The organism is Erythrobacter sp. SG61-1L, assembly GCF_001305965.1.
Lineage (GTDB): Bacteria > Pseudomonadota > Alphaproteobacteria > Sphingomonadales > Sphingomonadaceae > Andeanibacterium.
On the sequence record NZ_JXQC01000003.1, the window covers coordinates 563,407 to 590,072 of the forward strand.

Consider the following 26,666-nt stretch of genomic DNA (forward strand, 5'->3'; position numbering starts at 1 on the left):
CCGAGGGAGGGGGACTTGCCCTGACTGCCGGACCACTCTTCCGGCAGCAGGAGGGTCACCAGAAGAAGTTGTGGATCACGTCCACCACTTCACCATTGTAAGTGTCTACCAGCAGGGCGTCGTCGTAATAACGTACCCAGCGATAGGGGCCGTAAGCGGGCGGCAGGCGGTAATACCAGGGATCGTTGATCCAGTAGCGATCGTTGTAGAACAGCGAGTCGAGGAAGAACCCGATGCTCAGCGGCCGGTAGTAATAGTTCCGGTAGGGCGCGTAATAGATCCCGATATGGAACCGGCTGCGGTTATTGCTGCGGTATTTCCGCCAGTCGTAGCGGTTGTCGTTCCGCCACTTGCGGTCCCAGTTACGGTGATCGCGGTCCCGCCCGTTGTAAGAGCCATTGCGGTTGCCGTCGCGATAGGAGCGATTGCGGTCATTATCGCGGTAGGAACCGTTGCGATCATTGTCGCGATAGGATCCGCCGCGATTGTCGTCGCGGTAATTGTCGCGCCGGTCATTGCCGTTGCGATTATTGTCGCGGTCGCGGTCGCGGTTATAGTCCCGATCCTGCACCCGGTTGTGCTCGCGCAGCTCCGCGCCGGTGGGGCGGCTATTGTTGGAACTGCGTACCGAATTCGGCGTGTTGGCGCCCTGGCCACGATTGCCGTCGCCCTGGCGATAATTGCTGCCTTGCGACGGAGCGGGGCGGTTTGCCTGCTGCGGGGCGGGACGTGCGCTGGGCTGCTGGGCAGGGCGCGAACTGGCTTGCGGGGCAGGCTGGGGCCGCTGCTGGGAGGAATTACGATCCGAACCGCGATCCGATCCACGATTGTCATTCCCGTCATTCCCGCGGGATGAAGACCAGTTGCGCGATTCCGAACCGCGATTGCTGGAACTGCGCGATCCGCGATCGTCCGATCCGCGGTTGTTGTTCGAACCGCGCGACCAGCCGGAGTTCGAATTATTGTCGCCGGGCTTTGCGAAAACCTCGGCGGGAAGCGCTGTCACCGCCATGGCGGTGGCGAGCGCTGCGAGTCCGCTCGAACGGAGCAGTCCTCTGATAGTCATTGCGGCATCTCCTTCCGTCATGCCGCTGAGTGGTTGGCGGCCCTGTCTGAAAGGGGATTTAAGCGAGTCGCGCTGACGGGAAACTGAACCGGTCTGGATGCCTCCCGTTCAGGTTTCTCTGCCCTAACATTAAAATTCGGCGTAAAATCAGGCGACGCCCAATTCGCCCATCATGCGGGTGTAGATGCGCCGGGCAAGCCGATTTGCGCCGAAGTGGGCAGCAAGGGCGGATGGCACGATGCGCGTCCAATAAAGCCTGAGCGCGGCCTGCTGGTCCGATCCGAGCGCGCGGGCGATCGCTGGGGCCTCGCGGTAATAGCGTGCGATGTCTTCCGCGCCGCCTTCCTGCCATGCCAGCCAGCCATCGCGGAATTGGCGCAGCGTGGTGAGTTCCCAGCAATCGTCCTCCAGCCCCACGGTCTTGCAGGTGGCCGTCGTCAGGAAGCAGCCCCAGTCGGTCGCATCGTCATAGATGCTGTCAAAGATGCTGTCGGGATCGGCGCCGATCTGCTGCCTGACGGTGCATTCGCCCTTGTTCGCATAATCGACCAGCGCGTTGAACACTTGGGGAGCGATCTCGAAGGCCTGTTTCGCATCGCCCGCCGGATAGGTGAAGGTGACGTTCGGCTCATTCTTTGATGTGTTTCTGAACATCACCGTCGGATCGGCCGTAACCGTCGGCAGGGCATCGCCGCCTTGCCAGTCCTTCACCTCAAGCCATTCCAGGGTGGGGGAAGCGAACAGGGCCGTATGCCCCGCGCCATTGATGGTGAGGAACACTTCCCGGTTGTCGGTGACGGTCTCCCCTTCCTTGTAGAAGGGATTGTGCACGGCCATCTGATATTGCCGCGTGGTCGAAGGGGTCCACTGATACCAGACTGCGAGCGTGCCGGTCTGCGCATCCTGCCCACCGGTGGCGGAGGTGGGGATCAGCTGGACACGGTAGAGCGCGTGAAAATCCGTCTCGCTGTTCACCCGATAGACTTCGCCATCCACGACAGCGTTCGGGGTGACATTATGCGTCAGTATGCAGGGCGGCTTCGCCTCTTCTGCATTGGCCGCCCCGACGGGGGAGAGGCCGGTGGCCAGCGCGAGCAAGGCCCGCACCCGTTTTGCAAAAGGACTGGCTGCCGACTTGCTCATGTGAATTGCCCCCACGCAGATGTGGGCAATCCATACTCTGCCCGCCCGGGATGCGCATTCGCAAACTTGTGAAAAATCCCGTCATCATTCGGGGCGGAATGCAGGGCGCGAAGGGTTGGCCTTGGCGGCCGGGGCCGCTAGGGAGGCGGCTATGCAGGCAATCCGGCAGATTGGGCAGTGGCTGAAAGGCGTGGCCCGAGACGAAGATCTCGAGCTGCCGCAATGGCGCCGCCGCCTTGCCACATTGATCGGCGCACTGCTGGTGGGGCTGGTAGCCCTGCTGTTCGCCCGCGCTGGCGATTTCGCGCAGAAGGCCTTTAACGGCGTTTCCGCCTCCCATCCCTGGATGCCGCTGCTGATTACTCCGGCCATTTTCGCAGTCGTCGCCTGGCTGACCGGCAAGATCGCGCTGGAAGCGCGCGGTTCCGGCATTCCGCAGGTGATTGCCGCCGCGCGTGACCCGGAAGGGCAGGAAGAACAGGGCTTGATCTCTCTGCGGGCAGGCATTGCCAAGCTGGTGCTTACCGTGGGCGCCATGTTCGGCGGGGCCTCTGTCGGGCGTGAAGGGCCTACGGTTCAACTCGGCGCAGCGATCATGGTGGCGGCGCACAAGCTGCTGCGCGTGCGGGTGACGCCGGGCGTGCTGATTGCAGGCGGTGCGGCCGGCGTGGCTGCCGCGTTCAATACTCCGCTGGCCGGGATTGCCTTTGCTATCGAGGAACTGGCCGTCGCCTATGAACAGCGCGTGGCCGTGCTGGCCATGGGCGCGGTGATGATCGCGGGCCTTACCAGTCAGGGTATTGCCGGGGACTATGTCTATTTCGGCCATGTCGCAGCGGATTTGCCGCTGCTCACGGTGCTCTGGGCAGCGCCCCTGATCGGCATCGCGGGCGGGATTGCTGGCGGGATTTTTTCGCAATTGTTCCTGATGCTGCGCGGCCCGGGTGGCCGCTGGACGGCAATCCTGCGCAAGCGGCCCGTGTTCACTTCCATGCTGTGCGGCGTCGTGGTGGGCGTGATCGGTTTCGCCACCAGCGGTGCGACCTGGGGCACAGGATACGAACCCACGCGAGAAATGCTGGCAGGGGCAGGCGGTGAGTTCTGGTTTGGCCCGGCAAAGCTGGTCGCCACTCTGGCCACCAGCGCCAGCGCCATTCCGGGCGGCATTTTCGCGCCGTCTCTTGCTGTAGGCGCAGGGCTGGGCGAGTTGCTGACCCCGCTCTTCGCACCGCAAGATGCCGGCGCCATCGTGCTGCTGGGCATGGTGGGCTATTTCGTGGGCGTGGTGCGCGCGCCGCTGACCGCGGTGATCATCCTTGCCGAAACCACCAGCAGCACCAGCATGATCCTGCCTCTGTTCGCCACGGCGCTGATCGCGGATTGGGCGGGCGCCAAGGTCTGCAAGCAGCGGCTGTATCACACGCTGGCCAAGGGCTTCATGCCTCAGCCCCGGGCGGAAAATCCCGCAGGGCAGGAAACTGCCGAACCATCCAAAGGAAGCAATTGACGCGAAATGCGTTTTTCCATCAACTGAGCCGTCATCAGTTTGAGGAAACAGCATGTCCTTGCCCCTTCGTGTGGCCCTGATCCTGTCGCTTGCCTGTTCGGGCGTTCCCGCGCTGGCAGCATTTCCATCGGAGGTTGAAGGCTGGACCATCACCCGGCGGGGCGACATATGCCGGGCGGGCATTCAGGATGTCTGGCTCGAATCGCGCCCGTTTGACGGAACGCAGATCTATATCGGCCTGAGCAATTCCAGCGCTCTGCTGGGCGGAAGCATGCGCAAGGCCTATGCCTTCGGCGCGGGCGAGGCGGAATATTCGGGGTTCGTGCTGAAGGAAGGCGCAAAGCCGCGTGCGGGCGATGTGTCGCTGCTGATGCGCAGCAGCAAATCGGCCCCGGATGCGATCCTGCAGGGCAGGGTGCCGGACAATTCGGTGCTCGATGAATTGCAGCGCTCGCCCCGCATGCTGGCGGCCCCCGAGGGGACACATCAGGCGACGATCGAAATCCCCGTGTCGGCAGCCCCCGTGTCGGCAGCCATGGTGGGCGCCCTTAAGCAATGCCTGTCAGACGCCAGCCAGCCCAACCGCCCGGTCGAACTGGCAAGGAAGCCGCTGAAACTGGATATATTCGATCAGGCCGGCCAACTGCCGTCCGGTGCCGTGCTGGCGCCGTCATCCTTCACGCTGGAAGTGCATGGCGACAGCCGGGTGCGTAGCTGCATCGTGCAGAAATCGACCGGCTATGCGGCGGCGGACAGGCTGATCTGTGCCGATATGCAGAATACGACCGGCCGGTTTTACCCGGCAACGGACCGGGAAGGGCGCGCCGTTACGGCGAATTACACCCTGGAGGTTCCCCGGATCGCCATGCCGTGAAGCAGCGGGCGATCCGGAGCATGGCCATCAGCGCGTGAGCTTCTTGTAAGCCAGGCGCGTCGGGCGGTCCGCAGCGTCGCCCAGACGGCGGCGGCGGTCTTCTTCATAGGCTTCGAAGTTGCCTTCGAACCATTCCACATGGCTGTTGCCTTCAAAGGCCAGGATGTGGGTGGCCAGACGGTCGAGGAAGAAGCGGTCGTGGCTGATGACCACGGCGCAGCCCGCGAAGTTTTCAATCGCGTCTTCCAGCGCGGCCAGCGTTTCCACGTCGAGGTCGTTGGTCGGTTCGTCCAGCAGCAGCACGTTGCCGCCCTGCTTCAGCATCTTGGCCATGTGGACGCGGTTGCGTTCACCGCCCGAGAGCTTGCCGACATTCTTCTGCTGGTCCGGCCCCTTGAAGTTGAACGCGCCGACATAGGCACGGGTGCTCATGTCGTGACCGTTGACCTTCATGTAATCCAGCCCGTCGGAGATTTCCTCCCATACGTTCTTGGAACCGTCGAGGTGGTCGCGGCTCTGGTCCACATAGCCCAGGCGCACGGTCTCGCCGATTTCGATAGAGCCGCTATCGGGCGTTTCCTGCCCGGTGATCAGCTTGAACAGGGTGGACTTACCCGCACCGTTCGGCCCGATCACGCCCACGATGCCGCCCGGGGGCAGCATGAAGGACAGGTCTTCGAACAGCAGCTTGTCGCCATAGGCCTTGGAGATGCCCTTGGCCTCGATAACCTTGCCGCCCAGACGCTCGGGCACCTGGATGACGATCTGGGCCTTGCCGGGACGGCGGCCGTCCTGCGCTTCCTGCAACTGCTCGAACTTGCGGATACGGGCCTTGCTCTTGGTCTGGCGCGCTGCCGGGGTCTGCCGGATCCACTCAAGTTCTTCCTTGAGGGCCTTCTGGCGGCCGCTTTCCTCGCGCTCTTCCTGTTCGAGGCGCTTGGCCTTCTTTTCCAGATAGGTCGAGTAATTGCCTTCGTAGGGGAAGTACTTGCCCCGGTCGAGTTCGAGGATCCAGCCCACCACATTGTCGAGGAAGTAGCGGTCGTGGGTGATCATCAGCACCGCACCGGCATATTCCTTGAGGTGGTTTTCCAGCCATTCGACGCTTTCGGCATCGAGGTGGTTGGTCGGTTCGTCCAGCAGCAGGATGGAAGGCTTCTGGATCAGCAGGCGGGTGAGGGCGATACGGCGCTTTTCACCGCCCGAAAGGCTGCTGACAGGCCAGTCGCCGGGAGGGCAACGCAGGGCTTCCATCGCCACTTCGAGCTGGTTGTCCAGCGTCCAGCCGTCCACCGCGTCGATCTTTTCCTGCAGCGTGCCCATTTCTTCCATCAGGGCATCGAAGTCGGTCTCGTCCGTGGGATCGCCCATTTCGGCGCTGATCGCGTTGAAACGGTCGACCATGTCGGCCACTTCGCGCGCGCCGTCCTTGACGTTTTCCAGCACGGTCTTGTTCGGGTCCAGTTCCGGCTCCTGCGCCAGATAGCCCACAGTGATGTGCTCGCCGGGCCAGGCTTCGCCGGTGTAATCGGTGTCGATCCCGGCCATGATCTTCATCAGCGTGGACTTACCCACGCCGTTCGGCCCGACGATGCCGATCTTGGCACCCTGATAGAACTGCAGGTTGATGTTGTTCAGCACCGGCTTCTGCGCGCCGGGGAAGGTCTTCGTCATGTTCTTCATGACGTATGCGTATTGGGCGGCCATGATGGTCCTTCGGGGAAGCGGAAATGTCTTTGGAGTTGCTCGGCAGATAGGGATTGCGGGCCATTGGGGCAAGCAGGGAAACTATCCGGCCGCGCATGCAGTGCGACAGATACGCGCACCTGTCGCCCGCATCGCCTATAAAGGGGCCCAAATCGGGAAAAGCGGGCGATTCCCGTTTGTCATATCCCTGTCATTCCCCTAGCGGGGCGGCGCGCGGGGCTCAGGAAAGGAAAAGTGCGACATGGCGGAAAGGCAGATTGCCGTATTGCCCTATCGCACGGATTCCCCCGCTGTGGACGCGCCGATCAGCATTCTGCTGGTCACCACCAGGGGCACCGGTCGCTGGGTGATCCCCAAGGGCGGGATCGAAAACAAGCTGCCGCCCCATGCCAGTGCCGCGAAAGAGGCGGAGGAAGAGGCTGGCGTGCTTGGCTCTGCCTGCCCCACGTCCATCGGATCGTTCCGCTATCGCAAGAAGCGCGCTTCGGGCGCCACGGTGTGGACCGATGTGGACGTGTTTCCCTTCTCGGTAACCGAAGAGCTGGAAAGCTGGAAGGAACAGCACGAGCGGGAACGGCGCTGGTTCACTTTGACCGAAGCCGCCGATGCGGTGGACGAGCCGGATCTCCGGGCTTTGATCCGCAGTTTCGGTGCCCGCGAATTCCGCGCCGCCACTCAGGGGCGCCTCATCATCAATACGATCAGTACGGTCGGTAAAAGAACGGGACTATCTGCCATGTTCGGCTGGATTCAGAAGCTGCTGCCCCAGCAGGGGAACTTCTTCGACCTCTTCGAGCAGCACGCCGCGACGCTTGTTGCCGGGGCCGACGCACTGGCGCGGCTGGCGCAGGGCGGGCCGAACAAGGCCGAACATATTCGCGAGATCGAAGAACGCGAGCACGATGCGGACGAGATCACGCGCGAAGTGCTGCACACTGTGCGCCGCACCTTCCTCACCCCGTTCGACCGGGGAGCGATCACCGATCTGATCGGCGCGATGGACGATGCGATCGACGAGATGCAGCAGACTGCCGGTGCGGTGGACCTGTATGAGATTGACGAGTTCGAGCCTGAAATGCGCGACATGTGCGCAATCATCGTCGATGCAGCCCGGCTGACGGCCGAAGCGATCCCGCTGCTGCGCCGGATTGTCGATAACGGCCACCGCCTGCACGAACTGACCGAGCGGCTGGTGCGCATGGAAGGCCATGCCGACGAGATCCACGCTGCGGGCCTGAAGCGTATCTTCAAGCAGATGGGCAAGAAAGACCCGATCCAGTTCGTGGTCCGCCAGGAAATGTTCAAGCGGCTGGAACGCGTGGTCGACAGGTTCGAGGATGTCGCGAACGAGATCGACGGCCTCGTGATCGACCATTCCTGACGGCAGGCCAGGCCGATGGAAACCACGCTCGCATTGCCGCTGCTGGTGGGGCTGATCGCCCTCGCGCTGGCGTTCGACTTCCTCAACGGGCTGCACGATGCGGCCAATGCCATTGCCACGGTGGTTTCCACCCGGCTGCTGTCGCCCTTTGCCGCCGTGTTGTTCGCGGCTCTGGGGAATTTCGCGGCCTATTGGCTGGTGGGGCTGCATGTGGCCGAAACAGTGGGCAAGGGGATTGTCGACAAGGACGTGGTCACGCCCGCCGTGGTGTTCGGCGCACTGGTGGGGGCGATGTTCTGGAATGTCGTCACCTGGATCAAGGGTATCCCCTCCTCCTCCAGCCATGCGCTGATCGGCGGGTTGCTGGGGGCAGGTATCGCCCATGCCGGGCCGGGCGTGGTGGAATCCGAAGGCACGGTGAAAACCGTGGCCGCGATCTTCCTTTCGCCCATGATCGGCTTCGTCATCGCCATGGCGCTGATGGTGCTGACCAGCTGGATTTTCAAAGGCACCGCGCCGCGCCGGGCGGACGGCATGTTCAAGGGCCTGCACCTGATTTCGTCAGCAGCCTATTCGATCAGCCATGGCGGGAACGATGCGCAGAAGACCATGGGGATCATCACCGTGCTGCTCTATTCCACGGGCCATCTGGGCGGGGAATTCCACGTGCCTGAATGGGTGGTGCTGTCTTGCTATTGCGCCATTGCGCTGGGCACCATGTCGGGCGGCTGGAAGATCATCAAGACGATGGGAACGGGGCTGACCAAGCTCAACCATCATTCCGGCTTCTGTGCCTCCACCGCCGGTTCTCTGGTGGTGTTCGGGGCCAGCGCGATGGGCATTCCCGTTTCCACCACCCATGCCATCACCGGCAGCGTGGTGGGCACGGGTGCGGCGCGCCGGGCCAGTGCGGTTCGCTGGTCGGTTGCAAGCCGCGTGATCGTGGCCTGGTTCATCACCATCCCGGCCAGCGCCGGGGTGGGCGCGGCATTCTATCTGCTCACTCGCCTCTGGTAAGCCTGCTAGGTCGACGCGGGCAGAGTGCGCCCATCCTGCATTTCCCAGTGCTCGACCGTGTCGGACACTTCGATCAGGAATTCGTCGTCGAAATAGTAACTGCGCGCTCGCTCGATCTCCTCGCCCGCGAACAGCTTTACCGCGTCCCAGCTTTCCCAATGGCTCACCAGCCTGATGCGAGTGATGTCGCCCTCGTGCCGGTGCAGGCACCATGCGCCGTGATTGCCGGGAGAAGCCCGATAATCACGCAGCGTTTCCTCACGCATCAGGCGCAGATATTCGGGTGATTTATAATTGGGAACACGGCCTTCCCAAATTCGAATTATCATTGGCCCAGTCCCCGAACAGTTTTCTCTGGCAACCGTTACCCTTCTATGGGGCATTAACCATACGCGCAAATGCTGATGGGGAACGGGCCATAGGTATCTTGAAAAGCTTGGAAAAATTGTTGGGGAGGGGGGATTCGACCCTGACGTTCCGGCAGATGCCGGCGATCGTTCCGGTTCTCTGGACAGGGTGTTAAGCCACTCCCGACCTGAAGGAATGGTACGGTACAGAGACGACGGGAAAGCACTGCAGCGCAGATTTCAGGGCGCAGGTTCCCAATGGATTGAATAGGGACAGACGCTGTGTCGCCTGCAGGACTATCGCAGGGCGGAGCCGGCAGATAGGCGCTCAGAGTTTCTGCCTGACTGTCTGCTCGATGGCCCCGAAGACGGCATTTCCGCCGGCTGACAGTGCTTCCATTCTGCATACATCGCCGAAATGCATGAACTGGGTGGAAGGCACTCCGTCGGCAATGATCTCGATCGCGCGACGTTCGGAAATGCAGCTTGAGCCGACATGGGCGTAATCGCTACTGGCGACGGTGCCCGATCCGATGATCGTGCCGGCCACCAGGTCGCGTGTCGCCGCGGCATGGGCGACCAGTTCGTGAAAGCCGAAGCTCATTTCACGGCCATTCGCGGCGCCGAAACGTTCGCCGTTCCAATCGATCACAAGATCGAGGCAAACGCGCCCGTCTTGCCAGCCATCGCCCAATTCGTCCGGGCTGGCGGCGAATGGCGCCATAGAGCAGGCGGGTTTGGCATGGATCCAGCCGAAGCCGGTCTTCATTTCGGGCACGGCCAGCGCGCGTAGCGACCAGTCGTTGATCTGCACCACCAGCCTGATGTGCGCCATGGCGTCCGCCGCGCAGGTGCCCATCGGCACGGCGTCCACAATCACGCCGAATTCGCCTTCGAAGTCGATCCCGTCCGCTTCGCTGCGGAAGGGAACGGGATCGGAGGGGCCGTAGAACCGGTCGGAAAGGCCCTGATACATCAGCGGCTTGTCATGCTCGATCGGGTCGGTGCCGAATGCGACTTGCATCAAATCCGCATGGGTCTGGAAGGCCGAACCGTCGAGCCATTGCCATGAACGGGGTAGCGGTGCGCGCAGCGTCGCATGGTCGAGCGCCTCGCCTTCGCCTGCATCCAGTCGGGTGGCCAGTGTGCGCAGATCGTGTTCGGCCACGCTCCACATCCCTATCGCGGCGAGCAGGCTTGGCCATTTCTCGCCCGCGGGAAGGCAGCGCGCGGCGTCTGGCGAAACGACCACGAGTTCGCCGTCGGGCGTGCCGTTGGCGCGGGTCGCCAGCCTCATTGCCCGAGTCCGTCCTCATAGGCGCCGTCGATCAGCACGAAACAGATGCGGCAGGGCTTGCCCGAGCGGTTGGCCCAGCCGTGATTGGTGCCCCGCTGGATCACTATGTCGCCAGGGCGGATCACCGTTTCGCCCTTATCCATGATCAGGGTGAGCTCGCCTTCGAGCATGATGCCGTAATCGACCGTCTCGGTCCGGTGCATGAAGGCATGGCGCGCGCCCGATTGGGCGTGCGACGAGGCTTCGCCTGCGCCGACTTCGGCGAAATGGGCGGCGACCTGTTCGCCAGTCAGTTCGGCCAGGCCAGGATCGTCGGGCGGGATGTCGAGAATGCGGATACGGGTGCCGTTCCTGGGCGGGGCAAGCTGGATGCTCTGCTCCGGCGGTTCGCCCGAGGCGCGGTCGATCCGCGCCGGCGTCTCGCGCGTATTCCAGATCTCGTGGAACAGCGGGCCGATCTCCCCGCCGATCCGCGCCACGCGCGGCGGCGGGCCATCTTCCTGGATGATCGCATTGCCAGCGACATCATGCCCGGTGACGATCCGGCGCACGGTGGCCTCGGTCATATGTCTCTCCCTCAATTCGTATGCCCGCCGAGCACTTCGGCGAACCAGTCCGCGATATAGTCACGGGCATAGCTCATGTTGTCGGCCCCGACATGCTCCACACCGCCTTCGCGCTCGGTGAAGATCTTCAGTTCGCGCAGTGGCGAGTTGACCAATGCGTCATAGCTCTGCTGCGCATATTCGAGCGCGATCTGCCGGTCCTTCGCCCCATGAGTGACGAGGAAGGGCACGCGGATGCGCTCCATCACGCCTTCGAGCGTCATTTCGGCCGACCGATCGAGGAAATCGTCCATGTCGCGCGCGCCGAAGGCCCACATCACATGCCCCCAGTAATGCGGGACAGGGTTCTCGCCTTCGCGTTTCAGCCGCCTGTCTTGCACTTCGCGCCAATTGTGGTTCGCGCCCCACACCGCGCCCGCCGAAAAGCGCGGCTCGAACGCCACCGCGCGCGGTGCAAAATGCCCGCCCAGCGAAATGCCGCTCATCCCGATACGCGCGGGATCGACATCGGGTTGCACCGCCAGCCAATCGACCGCCTTCGAGGCCCAGTTCTCACTATGAGGATCGACCGGCAGGCCCTGCAACCGCAGCGCTTCGCCGCTGCCCGGCTGGTCGACGCACAGGGTGGATATGCCGCGGCGCGCCAGCGCTTCGGGCAGGCGCGACCAATAGAGCAGTTCTTTGCAGCTATCGAGCCCATTGCAATAGACCACCACCGGGCACCGCTCTTGCCCCGCCGCGCGGGTGTAGAGCGCAGGCATCGTGCCGCTTGTCAGCGGGATTTCCAGGCGCTCGCGGTTGATCCTGCCGAGCCGGGTGGAACGGTCGAAGGCAGCGCGGGCGCGTGCATAGGTCTCCTGGCGCCCGCCCGATCCATGGGCCTGCATGCGCTCTGCCACCAGTAGATAGAGCGCGGCACGTTCGAGCTTGTTCGAAGCGGAGAAATCACGCCCCCGCGCCTCGTCTTCATCGGCGAGGTCGACTAGTTCGTCCGCCACGCGGACCCATTGCTGCATGAACTCCTGTGTGCCTGCATCGGCGCCGCTCTGTGCCGCGTCGAGCAACGGCCGGCACATGTCCATCAACTCGCCGATCTGAGCGCCGCTTTCCATCGCCATGGCAACCGAGAGGTTCCAGACATAGTTCGGGAAGTATTCGAACAGTGCCATGGGACTATACCCCTGCCGGCTGGAACAGGCGCGGGTCGGGCACGGCGTGTGGCATGGTCTGCGGCCCGCCCACGCCGATCCCCCACTGGTCCATAATGCGCGGACCGGGCGCGTGTACCTGCGGGCTGTGGCTCTCGAAGTCGACCTCTTCGAGCTCGGCGGTATATTCCACCGCGAAGCCGCAAGGCGTGACGAAATAGCTGAAAGTGTTGTCGCCGGCAGTGTGCCGACCGGGGCCCCAGCGGACATCGACATCATACTGCTTGAGGCGCGAAATGCCGCGCATCATCCCGTCCACGCCGGTCATGTCATAGGCGACATGGTTGAGGCAGGGTGGGCCGGGCAGGATCGCCAGGCGGTGATGGGCTGAATTGCAGCGCAGAAAACACATGAAATCGCCCAGCCAGTCGGAAACGCGGAAGCCCAGCACATCGGTGAAGAAGCGCACCGCCGCCTGATGATCGGGCGAATGGAGAACGATGTGACTGATCCGCACCGGGATGCCTTCCCAGCGCGCGACCGGGCGGCTCTCGCCGCGCGCGACGTCGCTCGAAATCTCGAACGGCAGCCCGTCCGGGCTGAAGAAGCGGAAGCCGTAACCGCCGCCCGGCGCGTCGAGGCCTTGCGGCGCATGGACGATCCGGCAGCCGGCTTCGACGACCTTGCCATGCAGGGCATCGACATCGGCCCGGCTGGCGGCGGCCAGCGAGATCACATCGACATGATTGGCGTCAGACGCGCGCAGGCGGACCACGTGATGTTCGGCGCTGCCCGAGGCCTTGAACCAGGCCATGCCGTCTTCGGCGGCGACCTCTTCAAGCCCCCAATTCCCGGCATAGAAGGCGCGTTCGGCCTCGAACTCGGCCACGCCATAGCCGACATAGCGGATTTCAGTGACACGGCTCACGGTTCGTTCCCTTCAAGTGCAATCAGTTTCTGCAAAATCCGGCGCGCGCGGGTGCCGCCGGCATCGATGCCCAGGAATGCCGGCTGCAGATCCCAGAAGTCTGCGCCGCACAGATTGGCATATGCCGCCTCGATCACCGGCTTGTCTTCCTGCACGAAGGCTTCGTTCATCAGGGCATGCAGGATGGCATCGCCTTGCTCGGATGGAGGGCCGGTGCGGGTGGTGGCCCAAAAATAGTGTGTCTCGCCGTCATTCGCCGGGCTGAGGATATGTGCCTGGTGGGCAATGACCCCTTCCGCGCGCTTTCCTTGGTGCGGGCAGGCGCCAATCTGCAGATACATGGATGCAGGCGCATTCCAGCGCATTTCCAGCCAGTGATCGCAGCGCAGGTCCGGGTCGTAATGGCCAAGGGTGTGCGGCGGTGCGGGGACATCGGTCATCCACCAGTCGGAATGGAGAGTCTCGTCGTTCTCCTTGACGCTATGAGTCCCCGCGAAGATGACGCCGCGCCCTGCAAAGCTGCCCTTGTGGACAAATTCAATGTGGCTGAGGTCCATCAGGTTGTCCGTGCCGCATTGGTAATTGGCCTGCATGGACATGTGACCGCAGATCGGCCCGGGATGCCCTTCCACGAAGAGCATGGAGAAGTCGGGAACGTCGGCGGGATCGGCCTTTGCAGGATCGCCGGGCCACAGCCAGACAATGCCATCACGTTCGATCAACGGGAAGGTTCGGATCGTGGCGCCTTTGGGCAGGCTCTCGGAAAAAGGATTGGCAACACAGTGGCCTTGGGCATCGAAAGCAAGGCCGTGGTAGGGGCAGGTTATGCAATCGCCGTCCCGCGTCCCCATAGACAGGGGCGCGAAACGGTGCGGACATCTGTCCACCATGGCGGCAGGCGTGCCATCTGCCTTGCGGAACAGCAGCACATATTCGCCAAGCAATTGCCGCCGGAGAAGTTCGTGGCCGATCTCGTCGCTCCAGCCGGCCATATACCAGGCGTTTTGAAGGAACCCGCTCATATCGGCTTCGCGGTGAGCTGGAACATCTCGGCGGTGGCCTTCGCATTATCGACTGGCGGGCCCTTGCCGAGCTGGCCCATGCAAATGGCGAGGCTGGCCCGCACGATGGAGGCGCAGCGCTCGAAGCGGCGCGCTCGATAAGCGGCAAAGGCGCTTGCCACAGTGCCGTGACGGGCCAGTTCCTCGGCCAGCACCAGGCTGTCCTCGATCGCCATGCCCGCGCCCTGGCCGAGATGCGGCGTGGTGGCGTGGACGGCGTCGCCCAGCAGCACCACGCGCCCCATGTGCCACGGCCCTTCGACCAGCATCCCTTCGAGCGGGCGATAGACCACTCCCTTGTCATCGGTGATCTGCTGCGCCAGCTCGCTGATCGCAGGGGCGCAATCCGCGAGGCGGTCGCGCATGGCTGCGGCCAGCCCGGCGCGCGGATGGCGCGGGTTGCCGGGCTCGGGCGTCGTCGCATAGATATACATCAGCGTATCGCTGATCGGCACGAGGCCCACCCCGGTCCGGCCATTATAGGCGTGGAGCGCATCGAGTGAGGCGGGGCGCGGCAGGTTGTAGCGCCACACGGCCTGACCGGTGAATTGCGGCATTTCCGCTTCGGGCAAGATCGTCGCGCGGGTCTGCGAATAGACCCCGTCAGCCCCGATCACGATGTCGTAAGCACCCTCGCTGCCGTCGGAAAAGCGGACCTGAACAGCATCGCCCCTATCCTCGATCTCCGTGGCGGTGACGCCCAGACGAATCTCCGCCCCCGCGGCGAGTGCGGCTTCTCCCAACACCTTGTGCAGGGCGGGGCGGCTGATGCCGAGATTGGCGGGGTAGCCTTCGAGCAGGCGCGGCGAGGGCACGCGCGCGATTCGGATGCCGTCTGGCGCGTAGACCTCCACAGCGTCGAACCCGACCCCGGCGTCGACATAGTCTTGAAGGATGCCCAACTGGTCCACTGCACGCAGTACATTGCCCTGCTGGATGATCCCCACGCCATAGACGGACCATTGGGGATCCTTTTCGATCACCGTCACGCCGAAGCCACGCTGGCGCAGGGCAATGGCCGAGGTCAGACCGCCAATGCCGCCGCCGATGATGAGGATGTCGAGCTGAACCATGACGCGAAGGTGCAACGCCGAATGTGATAAGTGAAATCGATTGTTTTAATTCAATTCCATAATCATAGGTTATTCGAATGCGGTTCAAGGGCCTCGATCTCAATCTGCTCGTCGCGCTCGACGTGCTGCTTCAAGAACGCAGCGTGTCCCGCGCCGCCGAAAGGCTGAACCTTTCGCAGCCCGCCTTGAGCGCGGCCCTGGCGAAACTGCGCGACTTCTTCGGGGATCCGCTGCTGGTGGCGCAGGGCCGACGGATGATCCCGACGGCGGAGGCTCTGGCGATGCAGGCGGAACTTGAGAGCATTCTGGGGCGGGTGAACGAAATGGTGGTGCGCTCCACCAGCTTCGCGCCCGCCACATCGCGGCGCATCTTCCGCATCTGCGCATCCGATTATCTCGTCGCGGTGCTCTTTCCGGGACTGGTCGCGGCGATCCAGCAAGTCGCCCCTTCGGTAGGGCTGGACCTTGTCCCTCCTTCCGAGGAGGCGCAGATTGCGCTCGAACGCGGCGAGCTTGATCTGTTGGTGACGCCCGAGGAGCATTGCGTTCACGGTCACCCGGCCGAGTTCCTGTTCGAAGAGCGCCATGTCGTGGCCGGTTGGAGCGAAAACCCGCTGCTTGCCACGCGACTGACCGAGCAGAATTTCTTCGAAGCAGGCCATGTCGCGGTGAAGATCGGCCAAGCCAACCGCGCATCCTTCGCCGAGAGCCATCTCGACAGCCTCGCTCGAAAGCGGCGAATCGAAATCACGACCACCTCTTTCACTACCGTGCCCGACCTGCTGGTTGGCACGCATCGGCTGGCTGTGATGCATGAACGGCTGGCCAGCTTGATGGCGCAGCGTCTGCCGATCGGTTGGCAGGAACTGCCCTTTGCCTTCCCGGCGATGAAGGAAATGATCCAGTTCAACCGCGCGCGATGCGAGGATGAAGGGCTGTTGTGGCTGATAGGTCAGCTCAGAGCGACGCTCGAGAGGCATCCGTGATCGGCGTTTGATGCAGTCGTTCAGGGAGCGACCATCGGTGCTCACCGCCAAGCTGCCGTCAGCAATTTCAAGGATTTGTAGGAAACTGGTCGGGGAGACAGGATTCGAACCTGCGACATCCTGCTCCCAAAGCAGGCGCGCTACCGGACTGCGCCACTCCCCGACACAAATTTCGCCGCGGCGTTGGTGGGCCCGGCAGGATTCGAACCCGCGACCTAGCCGTTATGAGCGGCCAGCTCTAACCGCTGAGCTACAGGCCCCCTCTGCCGAACGTGAGGCGCGACCTAGCCGGTTCGCCGCCGCAACACAAGCGGGGCGCAAGCTAAGTTCAAACCACTACCGCATCCATGATCTGGCCCGCGCTGCACGGCTTCACGCCGCGGTGTTCTAGATAGGCGAAAATCCGCCGCCACCAGTCATACAGGGCATCGAGATCCTGATCGTTGCGGACGTAGGGCGTGTGTCCGGCACGCAGCGATGGGCTGTGGAAAGAGAACACCAGCAAAGGCAATCCATCGTCCAGCGCCATGTCGATGCCACGGATTGCCTCTTCCACCGAAATGCCTTCCGGGGTGAGGGGAATACGCTCCAGCAGGCCAAGACGCGACAGCACGCCGCGCAGTACGGGCGCGCGCCACATCAGCGGGTAGAGCAGGTCGCCCTGGCGGCGCAGCATGCCCCAGAACAGTGTGGTGAGCGGCAGTTCCAGCACTGTATGTTCAGCATCGAGCCAATAGGGCTTCAGCGGATGCTTGCGAAAATCCACGCCGCCTTCGGCCGAATAATCGAACTTGGTGCGCACGGAACTGTCCATGGCAATGCCGCCTTCGCGCAGCATTTCAGCCGTCTTCGGCCCCACGCCATAGCGCCCCGCACGATACATTTTCGGGACGGCCCCGAAATTCGCCTCGATCGCGGAACGCAGGCGCGAGAACTTGGCGTGTTCCAGGTCGGGGGGAAGGTTGCCGGCGAAGCTGTTGCGGGGGGTGACGTCCTCGTCGAAAGGCGGGTTGACCCATGGGTGAAGCTGCACCCCCACCTCCGCGCGGCCCTTCGATACAGCATCGCCCAGAATATCGGCCGCAAGTGCCGATGTCGCAATCGGCCAGTCGATCAGATAGATCGGGCAGACGCCTTCATTCTCGCAGAATTGCTGGAATTTGGCGATGCTGGGCAGGTGATCCAGCCCGAAGCCTTCGCGCTGGATCGGCCGGGTCCAGTCGAACTCCTCTTCCGTATCGACAGTGACGATGAAGCGTTGTCCGAAGTCCGGGTGGAACCTCGCTTCGTCGATCCTTGCCGGCGGTTCGGTGATCGAACGCATGGCCCCTGACGTCCCCCCTCAGTTAACCTTCGATAGTGGCTAATGCCCCCGCGCCGTGTCGGCCATCCGGCGCTCCAAGTCCACATTGTTATTGAGCAAATCGGTCCGAACTGCAGTAGAAAGCGGCAGCGTCAGCACCAGCAGGTCTTCTTCGCGGCGCAAGTCGCCTCCGGCTGCGCGCGCTTCCGCCCGCGCCAGCCTGAGCGTGAAGCCCGCGCCGAACATGCCCGCGCTGACGGCCTGGGACTGGGCCGGGGCTGTGCTTTCGAACAGGTCGTCCCGCCCGGCCAGCGATGCGGGCAGGTCGATCTCAAGGCCCGTCTGGCGCCCGTTCTGGGCCATGACGGCCTGAAGTTCTTCTCCGGGGCTTACGGCACCCGCCAGCGTGGCGAGGATGCGCCACACGAGCATCTCCGCATCGTTGCGAGCCAAGGGGACCGGGCAGGCATTGCCGGTGGCAAGGAGGCTGAGCGCAGCGCTGCGCGCGCGCAGAACCTGATCGAGCTGCGCGGTCGTGCCCGCCACGATGGCGTTGAGATCGGATACGCCCTCATCCAGTTCCAGTGCGCCACTTTCCAGCTTCACCAGCCGGTCCAGCTCCTCGAAACCGGCCAGCATGCGCGCCGCATCGCCGGCAATGGCAGCGGCAAGGGCGCGATATTCATTGGGCGTGGGGCCGAAGAGCTGCTGCTGGATGATTTCGGCGAAGCCCTGAATGGCGTTCACCGGAGTGCGCAATTCGTGGATCACCTGCCGCATCCGGTCGGCATGGCTATCCCGCGCTTGGGGGGCACTTTCCGCCGTGGGCACGATGGTGGGGCGCCGCATCCTGCCGCGATAGCCCGAGAACCGGCCGCCACTGGTGGAGAATACCGGCATGGCATCCATGCGCCAGTGCCCGGCAATGGCGGGGGCGCCTTCCAGCACCAGCTTGCCGCCGCGCACAGGCTGGCGGCGGCGCATGGCGGCTAGAGTGGCCGCGTCGGCGCGGGCAGGGGCGTCGGCCTTGCGACCGGCGAGCGCCATGCCCACCGTCATCGGCGCGACGGAGGCATCCGCCCAGGCTATCCGGCCGTCGGCATCGGTCGTGAAGTCGAAGCTCTGCGGCGCGTCAGGCAGTTCATCGTCATGCTGTTCACCCAGCGGCAAGCGCGGGGCATCGGGCGAGGGCGTGGCAGGTGCAGAGGCGCGGGCGCGCTGGAATGCCTCGATCCGGCGGACGAGCGCGCCGATTCCTCCGTTGCCATCTTCACTTGCAAGGGCAAGGGCGGGGTCCAGATCAAGTATCGGCTCGTTTTCCAGCAGGACAATCTCGATCGGATCGACATGTTCCGGCTCGGCCGCGACCGGCGCGGGCTTAGGCCTGGCCCGGACGGTCTGAGGCTGGTCGATAATGGTCGGGCTGTCAGCGGGCTGAGGCAGCACAAGGTCGCGCACGCCCAGCAGGGCCAGCAAATCGCGCGTGGCCTGCGGCAGGTCTGCCCTTTGGCGCAGATGGGCGCGGATCGCCGTGGGCAGGGCCGGGATCAGCGCTTCCCACTGATCTTCGGTCAGCTGCGCATTGTTCATGGCCGCGATGGCCACGGGTGTTTCCTGCGATGCCAGATAGGCCACAAAGGCCGGATTACGCAGCCGCAGCCCCGGCTCGCGCACCATCATGGCGCGAATCTCTGCCGGAATTTCGGCGGAAAGCATGCTCAGCCGCTCATAGGCGGTTTCGAGCTGGGCATCGTCCGCCCCTTCCGGCGCGCTGCCGGCAAGGTCCAGCAACTGGCGGAACTGCGTGTGCGCCGCCCGCACGCTGCCCGTCTGCATCCGCAGAACAGTGGCAAGGCGGTCGTCGAACTGCATCGAATCTCCGAAAGGCGGGGCCACGAGATTGGCCGGAATAGCGCCAAAAGTCCTACCAGTTTCCGGCTTTGCGTGAATCAGCGCAGCTAAGGCGTTGCAAAGCGGGACATCTCAGGGCAAAAATAACAATATTACTGGTCGCAGAGCACAATCGTGCTAATCCTTGCCCTTACAAGGGGCACTTACTTCGCGCGCAAGGCGTAGGGGTTTTCGATTATGGCGAATCTCGACGCGATCGACCGGCGGCTGCTTGCCGAATTGCAGGCCGAGGGCCGGGTTACCAATGTCGAACTGGCGCAGCGTGTCGGGCTGACGGCGCCGCCGTGCCTGCGGCGCGTGCGTGCGCTGGAAGAGGACGGGGTGATCCGTGGCTATCATGCGGACCTCGATCCCTCGAAGCTGGGCTTTGCCATCACCGTCTTCGCGATGGTCAGCCTGAAGAGCCAGGCGGAAGAAGATTTGCGCGCCTTCGAACAGCACATGCGCGACCTGCCCGAAGTGCGTGAGTGCCATATGCTGAATGGCGAGATCGACTTCATCCTGAAGATCGTCAGCCGCGATCTGCAGAGCTTCCAGGAATTCCTGACCAGCAAGCTGACGCCGGCGCCCAATGTGGCCAGCGTGAAGACTTCCCTCACCATCCGCACCGCCAAGCAGGAACCGGGCGTTCCGCTGGATTGACGGCCTGCCCGAAAGGGCCAGCCATTTCCGATCATGCCAGCCGCGCCTGCTTGTCCTGCTTGCGCAGCATGGCCGGGATAGCCTGCGCAGGCAGGGCCTCGGCATAAAGGAACCCCTGGCCGGTATCGCAGCCCACCGTGGCCAGGAAGGCTTCCTGCGCGCGGGTTTCCACCCCTTCGGCGATCACTTCCATGCCCAGGCAGTGGCCCAGGTTGATGACCGTGGTGGAGATTGCTTCTGCATCGGGATTGCAGCCGATTTCGCCCACGAAGGAACGGTCGATCTTCAGCAGGTCCACCGGGAACTGGTTGAGATGCGACAGCGAGGCATAGCCGGTGCCGAAATCGTCCAGCGCGATGCGCACGCCGCGCTCGCTGAGGCGCTTGAGCGCTTCTTCGACATAGCCTGCGCCGCGGCCGAGGAAGACGGTTTCGGTCACTTCGATCTGGATGCAGCACGCCGGCAGCCCGTGCGCTTCCAGCCGATCGAACAGCCGTTCCGCGAAATTGCCCCGGCGGAAGTCCGCAGCGGTGACATTGATCGCCACATGGCCGAAATCCAGCCCTTGATCCATCCAGTCGCGGATGTCGTCCAGCACGCCGCTGAGCATCCGGTCGCTCAGCGGGGCGCTGAGGGCGGGATCGTCGAAGGCGGCCTTCAGCACGTCCGGCCCGCGCATGTTGCCGTGCTGGTCACGCCAGCGCAACAGCGCCTCGAAGCCCACGATCCGCGAACTGCGCAGCGAGACCTTGGGCTGGTAATGCGGGATGATGGCATTGCGTTGCAGCGCGCGGCGGGCCGATGCGATCATGGTCTGGTGGCGTTCCACTTCCACCATCATCGCCGGTTCGAACAGCTTCAGGCGCGCACGTCCGCCCGCCTTGGCGGCATAGAGCGCAATGTCGGCGGCCTTCATGATTTCGGAGCGGCTGTTGCCGTCGCGCGGGATCAGGCTGGCGCCGATGCTGGCACCGCATTCCAGCAGGCGGCCTTCATGGCAGAAGGGTTCGCGCAGCTGGTCGAAGATCCTGTCGGCCGCTGAATGAACATCCTGTTCTGTTGAGGCGTGGACGATAATGGCGAATTCGTCGCCCCCGGTGCGTGCGACGAGTTCGCGTTCGCCCGTCGCGGCGCGCAGGCGGTTGGCGAAGGTGCACAGCAACGCATCGCCGGCATCGTGGCCCAGCGTGTCGTTGATCGTCTTGAAATTGTCGACGTCGAGGATCAGCAGTGCGCTGGCCTGCGTATCGCCCAGATCGCCAAGGATGGCGTCCAGCCGGTCCTGCAGCAGGGCACGATTGGGCAGGGAAGTAAGGGCATCGTGATGCGCCATCCACAGGGCGCGTTCTTCCGATTTCTTCTGATGGGTGATGTCGCGCGCCACCACGATCAGGCGGCCGGAGCCGTCATTGATCCGGTTCACGATTACGTCGAACCAGTCATACTGGCCACTGCCGTCTATATGATGCGTCAGGACATTGCCCTGTTGGCCTTTCTCGGCTGCGGCGAGTGCCGCCAGCGCCCCGGCGCGATCGTAATCGGGCAGCAGTTCCAGCCAGGAAAAGCCCACGCATTCGCCAATCTGCGGTGCGCTTTCCGGCCGGTTGCAGAACAGGACGCGGTAATCGCTATCGAGGATGAGCGTGTAATCCGGGCTGGATTTCAGGATCGTCTCGTTCAGGCTTTCGCTGCGCTGCAGCTCGCGCAGGGCCGATGTGCGCGAAACCACCAGCCCGTGCAGGGCAAAGGTGGCCGAATAGATGGCCCCGATATAGACCGGCAATTGCAGGCCGATGATGCGGAAAAGAGGTTCGTCGGTCAGGAAACCGGCGACTGCACAGGGCGCCAGCACGATGAACACCATCAGCGCGGCAAGGCGCGGCGTGCCGTAATTGCGCAGCACGATTCCGCAGACCATGGCCGATGCCGAAAGGCAGGCGATCACGGCCATCACCCAGTCCCCGCTGAGTAGCACGGCCACGGTGCCGAAGCCGACCGATCCGGCCCACAGGCAGGCAAGCAGCGCTGACAACAGGCGTGGGGGTGTTCGCCCGGCGGCCATTGCCCTGCGGCCGTGGATCAGCACGCCCACGCGCACCGCGCCAAGAGCAACTTCGAACAGGAACCAGGAAATGAACACGGCAAAGGGCAGACGCCATGCCGCCAGACCGGCAACAAGCGCCGTGTTCAGCACGCCGCCCAGGAAGATCGGAAGCGAACCGAACAGGCCCCGCGTCAGTTCTGCATGGATGGGCGCCGACACCGGTGTGCGGGCGCCCAGCAGCCAGCCTGCAAGGCCATCCTTTGCATTGCCACGCATGGTCATCGTTAGCGAAGCCCCCTTATTTCAGGAGCATGCTAAGCGCCAATGGTTAACAACAATCGCTGGAAAATGGACCTAATTTCTCAATTCGGCGTATTTTTCCGAGGGATAGCACCCTTAGCTGTCACGCTTCTCAAGCCACTCTTCCAGCCACTTGATCGAATAGTCGCCATTCAGAATGTCGGGCTGATCGAGCAGGGCTTCGTGGAGAGGGATAGTGGTCTTCACGCCTTCGATCACCATTTCGTCCAGCGCGCGCTTCAGGCGCATGATGCAGCCTTCGCGCGTGCGGCCATAGACGATCAGCTTGGCGATCATGGAATCGTAATAAGGCGGGATCGAATAGCCTGCATAAAGCCCGCTATCCACGCGCACATGCATACCGCCCGCTGCGTGATAGGCCTTAACCTTGCCCGGCGAGGGGGCGAAGGTCCACGGATCTTCCGCATTGATGCGGCATTCGATGGCGTGGCCCTTGAATTCCAGCTCGTCCTGCGTGACCGACAGCGGCTTGCCATCGGCAATGCGGATCTGTTCGCGCACCAGATCGACGCCGGTGATCGCTTCGGTAACGGGATGTTCCACCTGCAGGCGGGTGTTCATCTCGATGAAGTAGAACTCGCCATCTTCCCACAGGAACTCGATCGTGCCCGCGCCGCGATAGCCCATTTCGGCCATGGCCTTGGCCACGATGCCGCCCATCCGCTCACGATCCTCGGAAGAGAGGACGGGCGAGGGGGCTTCCTCGATCACCTTCTGGTGGCGGCGCTGCAGCGAACAGTCACGCTCGCCCAGATGGATGGCATTGCCGTTGCCGTCACCGAATACCTGGAATTCGATGTGGCGCGGATTGCCGAGATATTTTTCGAGATAGACGGTGTCGTCACCGAAGGCGGCCTTCGCCTCGCTGCCGGCCTGCTTCATCAGCGTTTCGAGCTGGTCGGGGCTGGGGCATACTTTCATGCCGCGCCCGCCGCCGCCCGATGCGGCCTTGATGATTACCGGATAGCCGATTTCCTCGGCGATCTTGGCAGCCACAACCGGATCGCTGATCGCCCCGTCCGAACCGGGAACAAGCGGCAGGCCCAGCGCACCGGCCGTGCGCTTGGCTTCCACCTTGTCGCCCATGGTGCGGATATGTTCGGGCTTCGGCCCGATCCATGTAATGCCGTGAGCTTCCACGATTTCCGCGAACTTGGCGTTCTCGGACAGGAAGCCGTAACCCGGATGGATCGCATCCGCGCCCGAAATTTCCGCCGCCGAAATGATCGCCGCGATATTCAGATAGGAATCTGTCGCGGAAGGCGGGCCGATGCAGATCGCCTGATCCGCCAGCCGCACATGCATCGCATCCGCATCGGCGGTGGAATGCACCGCCACGGTTTCGATGCCCATTTCATGAGCCGCGCGATGAATGCGCAGGGCGATTTCGCCGCGATTGGCGATCAGCAGGCGGGTAATCGGCATGGCGGCGCGGCCCTTACGCGATCACGACCAGCGGCTGGTCATATTCGACCGGCTGCGCGTTCTCGACAAGGATAGCCTTTACGGTGCCGGCGGCAGTGGCAGTGATGGGGTTCATCACCTTCATTGCTTCCACGATCAGCAGCGTATCGCCCACCTTCACCGTGTCGCCCACCTTGATGAAGGACGGCGAACCGGGTTCGGAAGAAAGATAGGCCGTGCCCACCATGGGGGATTTCACCGCATTGGCATGATCGGCCGGTGCGCTTTCGGCAGGTGCCGCAACCGCGGCGGCCGGAGCGGCAGCCGGGGCAGCGGCGGCAACAGCCACCGGAGCGGCGGCGACGGCGGCAACAGCCCCGCGCGAGACGCGGATCTTGCGATCGCCGTCTTCCACCTCGATTTCGGTAAGACCGGTATCGGCCAGCATTTCAGCCAGCTCACGAACCATATCGGTATCGACATTCATCCGGCCGGTACGGCCCGATGCGCCCTTGCTTTCGCCCATTCGTTCCTCGTGGGTATCCTGTTTTGCGGCCGCTATGCGCAGACAATGCCGGGCTGGCAAGGGGTGACGGCCGGATTTCCCCTTGGGGTTGGTGCCCCGCGGCGTGCCTTACAGCGTTGCCGCGTGTTCCAGGGCGACCAGATAACTCTTTGTACCAAGGCCCTTTACGGTCTTCACCGCTGCCATGCCGATATAAGAGATATGGCGAAATTCCTCGCGCTGCTCGGGATCGGAAAGATGCACTTCGATCACCGGCGTCTTGATGGATTTTGCCGCATCCAGCAGCGCGATGGAGGTGTGGGTATAGGCGCCGGGGTTGATGAGGATGGCCTTGGCCCCTTCGGCCTGCGCCTCATGCATCCAGTCGATCAGATGGCCTTCATGGTTGGACTGGCGCATGTCAATCTCCAGCCCCAGTTCCCGCGCCCGGTCTTCCAGCATGCCCGCGACATCGTCCAGCGTCTCGGTGCCGTAAATCTCCGGCTCGCGCATGCCGAGCAGGTTCAGGTTCGGGCCGTTGAGGACATAGACGGTGGTGGCGGTGGGGGTGGCGGACATGAGTGCTTCTCCTTGGAGGCGCGACATAGCGGGAAGGGGGGCGGGTGGGTGGGAAGGCAGTGTGGGAGGGGCTGATTACCTCTCCACTCCCTTGACCTTTCCCCATTGGCGCGCGGCGGTGTAGCCGAGATAGCCGGTGCCGAAGAGGGCATAGAGCGGCTCCGGCAGCCCGTTGAGATAGGCGTTCATGCCGCCGGCGATGTCGCGCGCCACTTCGGGGCGGAAAGCGGCGATCAGCCCCATGGGAATCGCCCACAGCAGCAGGACATAGATCACATAGAGGAAACTGGGCCGGGCGCGGCTGGTCCATGGGTCTTTCGAATTGGCTTCAGCCACGATGGCGGAAAGCTGGGCCTGGATCAGTTCCATTTCTTGCGTGCCTTCCAGCTTCATCAATTCCAGCCGGGCCTTTTCCCGCGCGGCCTTGTCGGGAATCACCTTGTCGATGATCGAGGAAATCGGGCCGATCAGCACGTCGAGGATTGCCATGGGTCTGCTCCTGTGAATTGCGATTCGCAGGATGAAGTAACCAAAATGGTTCGTGTAGGAAAATGGAAAATCCGATGTGGCGCGTTGACTCGGCGCGGCCCGCCTCCGGTTCCCTTTTGTTGCCGTTCTGCCTCCTTCTGCCTGCCTTGTGTGCTTCCTCGGTCGCCTTGTGGTCGCTCTCGGGTTAGGAGGCGCGAAGGCCCCTGAAAGAGAGGATTTCGCATGAAGCTCGCACGGTTCGAGATTGCCGGACAGACCGACATCGGCGTGGTGGAGGATGAAGGCGTCATCAGCCTGGCCGCCGCCGGATGCCAGTTCCCCGATATGCTCTCGATCATCGCCGGGGGTGAGGCTGCGCTGCAGGAAATCCGCGAGCTGACCGATGTGATCGCCCCGCATCACCGGCTGCAGGACGTGCGCCTGCTCGCCCCGCTGCGGCCGGGCAAATATATCGCCATCGGGATGAATTACGCCAAGCATGTCGCGGAAATGGGACGCGATTCCACGCCTGCCCACCAATATTGGTTCAACAAGCAGACCAGCTGCATTTCCGGCCCCTTCGATTCCATCGACCCCGGCGTTTCGGAAATGGTCGATTACGAAGTGGAACTTGGCGTGGTGATCGGCGCACCGGCCAAAGGCGTAAGTGCGGACGAGGCGCTGTCCCACATCTTCGGCTATGTCGTGGCGAACGACGTTTCCGCGCGCGACTGGCAGAAGCACACGCCCACTTTCACCATGGGCAAGAGTTTCGACACACATGGCCCCATCGGCCCGTGGATCGTCACGGCGGACGAGATTGCCGACCCTCAGGCCCTGGCCCTGCGCTGTTTCGTGAATGGCGAAAAACGGCAGGAAAGCACCACTGCCAACATGATTCACCCGATCGCGAAGCAGATCGAATATCTCTCCACCGCCTTCACGCTTGAGCCGGGTGACCTGATCGCCACGGGCACGCCGGAAGGCGTCGGGATGGGCATGGACCCCAGGCAATTCCTGCAGGAAGGTGACGTAGTGCGCTGCGAGATCGACGGCATCGGAGCGATCGAGAACCGCGTTGCCCGTGCGACCTGACGCCCGGCTTAAAGCCGGGGCCGCGTCTGACGATTTTGGGGTGAGTTAAGTCCACTGGTCGGGACGAGAGGATTCGAACCTCCGACCCCCACACCCCCAGTGTGATGCGCTACCAGGCTGCGCTACGTCCCGACAGTGGAGGCGCGCCCTATAGGCAGGTGTCTGCGATCATGCAAGCGCCGTTCCGGCCTTTTGGATCGAAGCTGTGCGGAATGGCGAAAGGGGGCAGGCGCGTTGCACCCCCATGGCTTTGCTGCTAGGCGCGCAACCTGTTTGCCGGAGCCTTGAAATCC

General features: G+C 63.2%; 24 protein-coding genes and 3 tRNA genes. 7 read left to right on the top strand and 20 right to left on the bottom strand.

Going from position 1 to position 26,666, the window contains the following annotated elements:
- Positions 1-55 precede the first annotated feature (55 nt).
- Entirely contained in the window at positions 56-1,066 is a 1,011-nt protein-coding gene (locus tag SZ64_RS02915) for an RcnB family protein (RefSeq protein ID WP_054529463.1), read from the bottom strand.
- A gap of 147 nt (positions 1,067-1,213) precedes the next feature.
- On the bottom strand, positions 1,214-2,209 hold the full coding sequence (locus tag SZ64_RS02920) for a CFI-box-CTERM domain-containing protein (RefSeq protein WP_054529464.1): 996 nt from the start codon (positions 2,207-2,209) through the stop codon (positions 1,214-1,216).
- Between the two features lie 151 nt (positions 2,210-2,360).
- On the opposite strand from SZ64_RS02920, the gene SZ64_RS02925 reads away from it, so the two are divergent.
- Entirely contained in the window at positions 2,361-3,716 is a 1,356-nt protein-coding gene (locus tag SZ64_RS02925) for a chloride channel protein (protein ID WP_054529465.1), read from the top strand.
- 52 nt (positions 3,717-3,768) lie between these two features.
- The gene (locus tag SZ64_RS02930) at positions 3,769-4,590 is read left to right on the top strand and encodes a hypothetical protein (protein ID WP_054529466.1); all 822 of its coding nucleotides are present in this window, start codon (positions 3,769-3,771) and stop codon (positions 4,588-4,590) included.
- A gap of 27 nt (positions 4,591-4,617) precedes the next feature.
- Here SZ64_RS02930 and ettA read toward each other — a convergent pair whose 3' ends face one another.
- Positions 4,618-6,297, bottom strand: a complete 1,680-nt coding sequence (gene ettA, locus SZ64_RS02935; protein ID WP_054529467.1) for an energy-dependent translational throttle protein EttA — start codon at positions 6,295-6,297, stop codon at positions 4,618-4,620.
- A gap of 241 nt (positions 6,298-6,538) precedes the next feature.
- Here ettA and SZ64_RS02940 point away from each other — a divergent pair, with 241 nt between their 5' ends.
- Positions 6,539-7,678 carry a DUF47 family protein gene (locus SZ64_RS02940; protein WP_193391509.1) on the top strand — a complete coding sequence of 380 codons (1,140 nt, stop codon included), beginning with the start codon at positions 6,539-6,541 and terminating at the stop codon, positions 7,676-7,678.
- Positions 7,679-7,693: 15 nt separating this feature from the next.
- A complete protein-coding gene (locus SZ64_RS02945) occupies positions 7,694-8,695 on the top strand; it encodes an inorganic phosphate transporter (RefSeq protein ID WP_054529468.1) in 1,002 nt (333 codons plus the stop codon).
- A 5-nt stretch (positions 8,696-8,700) separates the two neighbouring features.
- On the opposite strand, the gene SZ64_RS02950 is transcribed toward SZ64_RS02945, so the two are convergent.
- The 7 genes from SZ64_RS02950 to SZ64_RS02980 all read right to left on the bottom strand — a co-directional run bounded on the left by SZ64_RS02950 (position 8,701) and on the right by SZ64_RS02980 (position 15,115).
- Positions 8,701-9,024, bottom strand: a complete 324-nt coding sequence (locus SZ64_RS02950) for a hypothetical protein (protein WP_054529469.1) — start codon at positions 9,022-9,024, stop codon at positions 8,701-8,703.
- Positions 9,025-9,370: 346 nt separating this feature from the next.
- Positions 9,371-10,339 carry a fumarylacetoacetate hydrolase family protein gene (locus SZ64_RS02955; protein WP_054529470.1) on the bottom strand — a complete coding sequence of 323 codons (969 nt, stop codon included), beginning with the start codon at positions 10,337-10,339 and terminating at the stop codon, positions 9,371-9,373.
- Positions 10,336-10,905 carry a cupin domain-containing protein gene (locus SZ64_RS02960; protein WP_054529471.1) on the bottom strand — a complete coding sequence of 190 codons (570 nt, stop codon included), beginning with the start codon at positions 10,903-10,905 and terminating at the stop codon, positions 10,336-10,338. Before SZ64_RS02960 ends, SZ64_RS02955 begins: the two co-directional genes overlap by 4 nt.
- A gap of 11 nt (positions 10,906-10,916) precedes the next feature.
- Positions 10,917-12,074 (bottom strand): alpha/beta fold hydrolase, encoded by a 1,158-nt coding sequence (locus tag SZ64_RS02965; RefSeq protein ID WP_054529472.1) that lies wholly within the window; start codon positions 12,072-12,074, stop codon positions 10,917-10,919.
- Between the two features lie 4 nt (positions 12,075-12,078).
- On the bottom strand, positions 12,079-12,981 hold the full coding sequence (locus SZ64_RS02970; protein ID WP_054529473.1) for a VOC family protein: 903 nt from the start codon (positions 12,979-12,981) through the stop codon (positions 12,079-12,081).
- Positions 12,978-14,003, bottom strand: coding sequence for an aromatic ring-hydroxylating dioxygenase subunit alpha (locus SZ64_RS02975; protein ID WP_082384416.1), 1,026 nt, complete (start codon positions 14,001-14,003; stop codon positions 12,978-12,980). Before SZ64_RS02975 ends, SZ64_RS02970 begins: the two co-directional genes overlap by 4 nt.
- Complete coding sequence (locus SZ64_RS02980) at positions 14,000-15,115, bottom strand: FAD-dependent oxidoreductase (RefSeq protein ID WP_054529474.1); 1,116 nt, start codon at positions 15,113-15,115, stop codon at positions 14,000-14,002. The genes SZ64_RS02975 and SZ64_RS02980 overlap by 4 nt, the downstream gene beginning before the upstream one ends.
- Before the next feature lie 77 nt (positions 15,116-15,192).
- Between SZ64_RS02980 and SZ64_RS02985 the strand changes: the two genes are divergently transcribed.
- Positions 15,193-16,101, top strand: coding sequence for a LysR family transcriptional regulator (locus SZ64_RS02985; protein ID WP_054529475.1), 909 nt, complete (start codon positions 15,193-15,195; stop codon positions 16,099-16,101).
- Between the two features lie 86 nt (positions 16,102-16,187).
- On the opposite strand, the gene SZ64_RS02990 is transcribed toward SZ64_RS02985, so the two are convergent.
- From SZ64_RS02990 to SZ64_RS03005, 4 genes are all read right to left on the bottom strand, one after another.
- Positions 16,188-16,264 (bottom strand) — tRNA-Pro (locus tag SZ64_RS02990).
- 21 nt (positions 16,265-16,285) lie between these two features.
- Positions 16,286-16,361: transfer RNA gene (locus SZ64_RS02995), tRNA-Ile, on the bottom strand.
- 68 nt (positions 16,362-16,429) lie between these two features.
- On the bottom strand, positions 16,430-17,425 hold the full coding sequence (locus SZ64_RS03000; protein ID WP_054529476.1) for a polysaccharide deacetylase family protein: 996 nt from the start codon (positions 17,423-17,425) through the stop codon (positions 16,430-16,432).
- Positions 17,426-17,464: 39 nt separating this feature from the next.
- Positions 17,465-19,276 (bottom strand): histidine kinase dimerization/phospho-acceptor domain-containing protein, encoded by a 1,812-nt coding sequence (locus SZ64_RS03005; RefSeq protein ID WP_054529477.1) that lies wholly within the window; start codon positions 19,274-19,276, stop codon positions 17,465-17,467.
- 216 nt (positions 19,277-19,492) lie between these two features.
- Here SZ64_RS03005 and SZ64_RS03010 point away from each other — a divergent pair, with 216 nt between their 5' ends.
- Positions 19,493-19,957: an Lrp/AsnC family transcriptional regulator gene (locus tag SZ64_RS03010; protein WP_054529478.1), complete on the top strand. Its 465-nt coding sequence runs from the start codon at positions 19,493-19,495 to the stop codon at positions 19,955-19,957.
- Between the two features lie 31 nt (positions 19,958-19,988).
- On the opposite strand, the gene SZ64_RS03015 is transcribed toward SZ64_RS03010, so the two are convergent.
- From SZ64_RS03015 to SZ64_RS03035, 5 genes are all read right to left on the bottom strand, one after another.
- A complete protein-coding gene (locus tag SZ64_RS03015; RefSeq protein ID WP_054529479.1) occupies positions 19,989-22,283 on the bottom strand; it encodes an EAL domain-containing protein in 2,295 nt (764 codons plus the stop codon).
- A 114-nt stretch (positions 22,284-22,397) separates the two neighbouring features.
- Positions 22,398-23,747: an acetyl-CoA carboxylase biotin carboxylase subunit gene (accC, locus tag SZ64_RS03020; RefSeq protein WP_054529480.1), complete on the bottom strand. Its 1,350-nt coding sequence runs from the start codon at positions 23,745-23,747 to the stop codon at positions 22,398-22,400.
- A 13-nt stretch (positions 23,748-23,760) separates the two neighbouring features.
- A complete protein-coding gene (gene accB / locus SZ64_RS03025) occupies positions 23,761-24,252 on the bottom strand; it encodes an acetyl-CoA carboxylase biotin carboxyl carrier protein (protein WP_054529481.1) in 492 nt (163 codons plus the stop codon).
- A gap of 108 nt (positions 24,253-24,360) precedes the next feature.
- Entirely contained in the window at positions 24,361-24,810 is a 450-nt protein-coding gene (gene aroQ, locus SZ64_RS03030) for a type II 3-dehydroquinate dehydratase (protein ID WP_054529482.1), read from the bottom strand.
- Positions 24,811-24,885: 75 nt separating this feature from the next.
- Positions 24,886-25,299 carry a holin family protein gene (locus tag SZ64_RS03035; protein WP_054529483.1) on the bottom strand — a complete coding sequence of 138 codons (414 nt, stop codon included), beginning with the start codon at positions 25,297-25,299 and terminating at the stop codon, positions 24,886-24,888.
- A gap of 222 nt (positions 25,300-25,521) precedes the next feature.
- On the opposite strand from SZ64_RS03035, the gene SZ64_RS03040 reads away from it, so the two are divergent.
- Positions 25,522-26,373 (top strand): fumarylacetoacetate hydrolase family protein, encoded by an 852-nt coding sequence (locus SZ64_RS03040; RefSeq protein ID WP_054529484.1) that lies wholly within the window; start codon positions 25,522-25,524, stop codon positions 26,371-26,373.
- Positions 26,374-26,428: 55 nt separating this feature from the next.
- Here SZ64_RS03040 and SZ64_RS03045 read toward each other — a convergent pair.
- Positions 26,429-26,505 (bottom strand) — tRNA-Pro (locus tag SZ64_RS03045).
- Positions 26,506-26,666 lie beyond the last annotated feature (161 nt).

What these genes read in the sequence shown, in the direction of transcription:
- SZ64_RS02980 (WP_054529474.1), bottom strand. Translation starts at nt 15,115, where the DNA reads ATGGTTCAGCTCGACATCCTCATCATCGGCGGCGGCATTGGCGGTCTG.
- SZ64_RS02915 (WP_054529463.1), bottom strand. Translation starts at nt 1,066, where the DNA reads ATGACTATCAGAGGACTGCTCCGTTCGAGCGGACTCGCAGCGCTCGCC.
- SZ64_RS02945 (WP_054529468.1), top strand. Translation starts at nt 7,694, where the DNA reads ATGGAAACCACGCTCGCATTGCCGCTGCTGGTGGGGCTGATCGCCCTC.
- SZ64_RS02975 (WP_082384416.1), bottom strand. Translation starts at nt 14,003, where the DNA reads ATGAGCGGGTTCCTTCAAAACGCCTGGTATATGGCCGGCTGGAGCGAC.
- SZ64_RS03010 (WP_054529478.1), top strand. Translation starts at nt 19,493, where the DNA reads ATGGCGAATCTCGACGCGATCGACCGGCGGCTGCTTGCCGAATTGCAG.
- SZ64_RS03000 (WP_054529476.1), bottom strand. Translation starts at nt 17,425, where the DNA reads ATGCGTTCGATCACCGAACCGCCGGCAAGGATCGACGAAGCGAGGTTC.
- aroQ (WP_054529482.1), bottom strand. Translation starts at nt 24,810, where the DNA reads ATGTCCGCCACCCCCACCGCCACCACCGTCTATGTCCTCAACGGCCCG.
- SZ64_RS02955 (WP_054529470.1), bottom strand. Translation starts at nt 10,339, where the DNA reads ATGAGGCTGGCGACCCGCGCCAACGGCACGCCCGACGGCGAACTCGTG.
- accB (WP_054529481.1), bottom strand. Translation starts at nt 24,252, where the DNA reads ATGGGCGAAAGCAAGGGCGCATCGGGCCGTACCGGCCGGATGAATGTC.
- SZ64_RS03005 (WP_054529477.1), bottom strand. Translation starts at nt 19,276, where the DNA reads ATGCAGTTCGACGACCGCCTTGCCACTGTTCTGCGGATGCAGACGGGC.
- SZ64_RS02950 (WP_054529469.1), bottom strand. Translation starts at nt 9,024, where the DNA reads ATGATAATTCGAATTTGGGAAGGCCGTGTTCCCAATTATAAATCACCC.
- SZ64_RS02920 (WP_054529464.1), bottom strand. Translation starts at nt 2,209, where the DNA reads ATGAGCAAGTCGGCAGCCAGTCCTTTTGCAAAACGGGTGCGGGCCTTG.
- SZ64_RS02930 (WP_054529466.1), top strand. Translation starts at nt 3,769, where the DNA reads ATGTCCTTGCCCCTTCGTGTGGCCCTGATCCTGTCGCTTGCCTGTTCG.
- SZ64_RS03035 (WP_054529483.1), bottom strand. Translation starts at nt 25,299, where the DNA reads ATGGCAATCCTCGACGTGCTGATCGGCCCGATTTCCTCGATCATCGAC.
- SZ64_RS02940 (WP_193391509.1), top strand. Translation starts at nt 6,539, where the DNA reads ATGGCGGAAAGGCAGATTGCCGTATTGCCCTATCGCACGGATTCCCCC.
- SZ64_RS02925 (WP_054529465.1), top strand. Translation starts at nt 2,361, where the DNA reads ATGCAGGCAATCCGGCAGATTGGGCAGTGGCTGAAAGGCGTGGCCCGA.
- SZ64_RS03015 (WP_054529479.1), bottom strand. Translation starts at nt 22,283, where the DNA reads ATGACCATGCGTGGCAATGCAAAGGATGGCCTTGCAGGCTGGCTGCTG.
- SZ64_RS02965 (WP_054529472.1), bottom strand. Translation starts at nt 12,074, where the DNA reads ATGGCACTGTTCGAATACTTCCCGAACTATGTCTGGAACCTCTCGGTT.
- SZ64_RS02960 (WP_054529471.1), bottom strand. Translation starts at nt 10,905, where the DNA reads ATGACCGAGGCCACCGTGCGCCGGATCGTCACCGGGCATGATGTCGCT.
- ettA (WP_054529467.1), bottom strand. Translation starts at nt 6,297, where the DNA reads ATGGCCGCCCAATACGCATACGTCATGAAGAACATGACGAAGACCTTC.
- accC (WP_054529480.1), bottom strand. Translation starts at nt 23,747, where the DNA reads ATGCCGATTACCCGCCTGCTGATCGCCAATCGCGGCGAAATCGCCCTG.
- SZ64_RS03040 (WP_054529484.1), top strand. Translation starts at nt 25,522, where the DNA reads ATGAAGCTCGCACGGTTCGAGATTGCCGGACAGACCGACATCGGCGTG.
- SZ64_RS02985 (WP_054529475.1), top strand. Translation starts at nt 15,193, where the DNA reads ATGCGGTTCAAGGGCCTCGATCTCAATCTGCTCGTCGCGCTCGACGTG.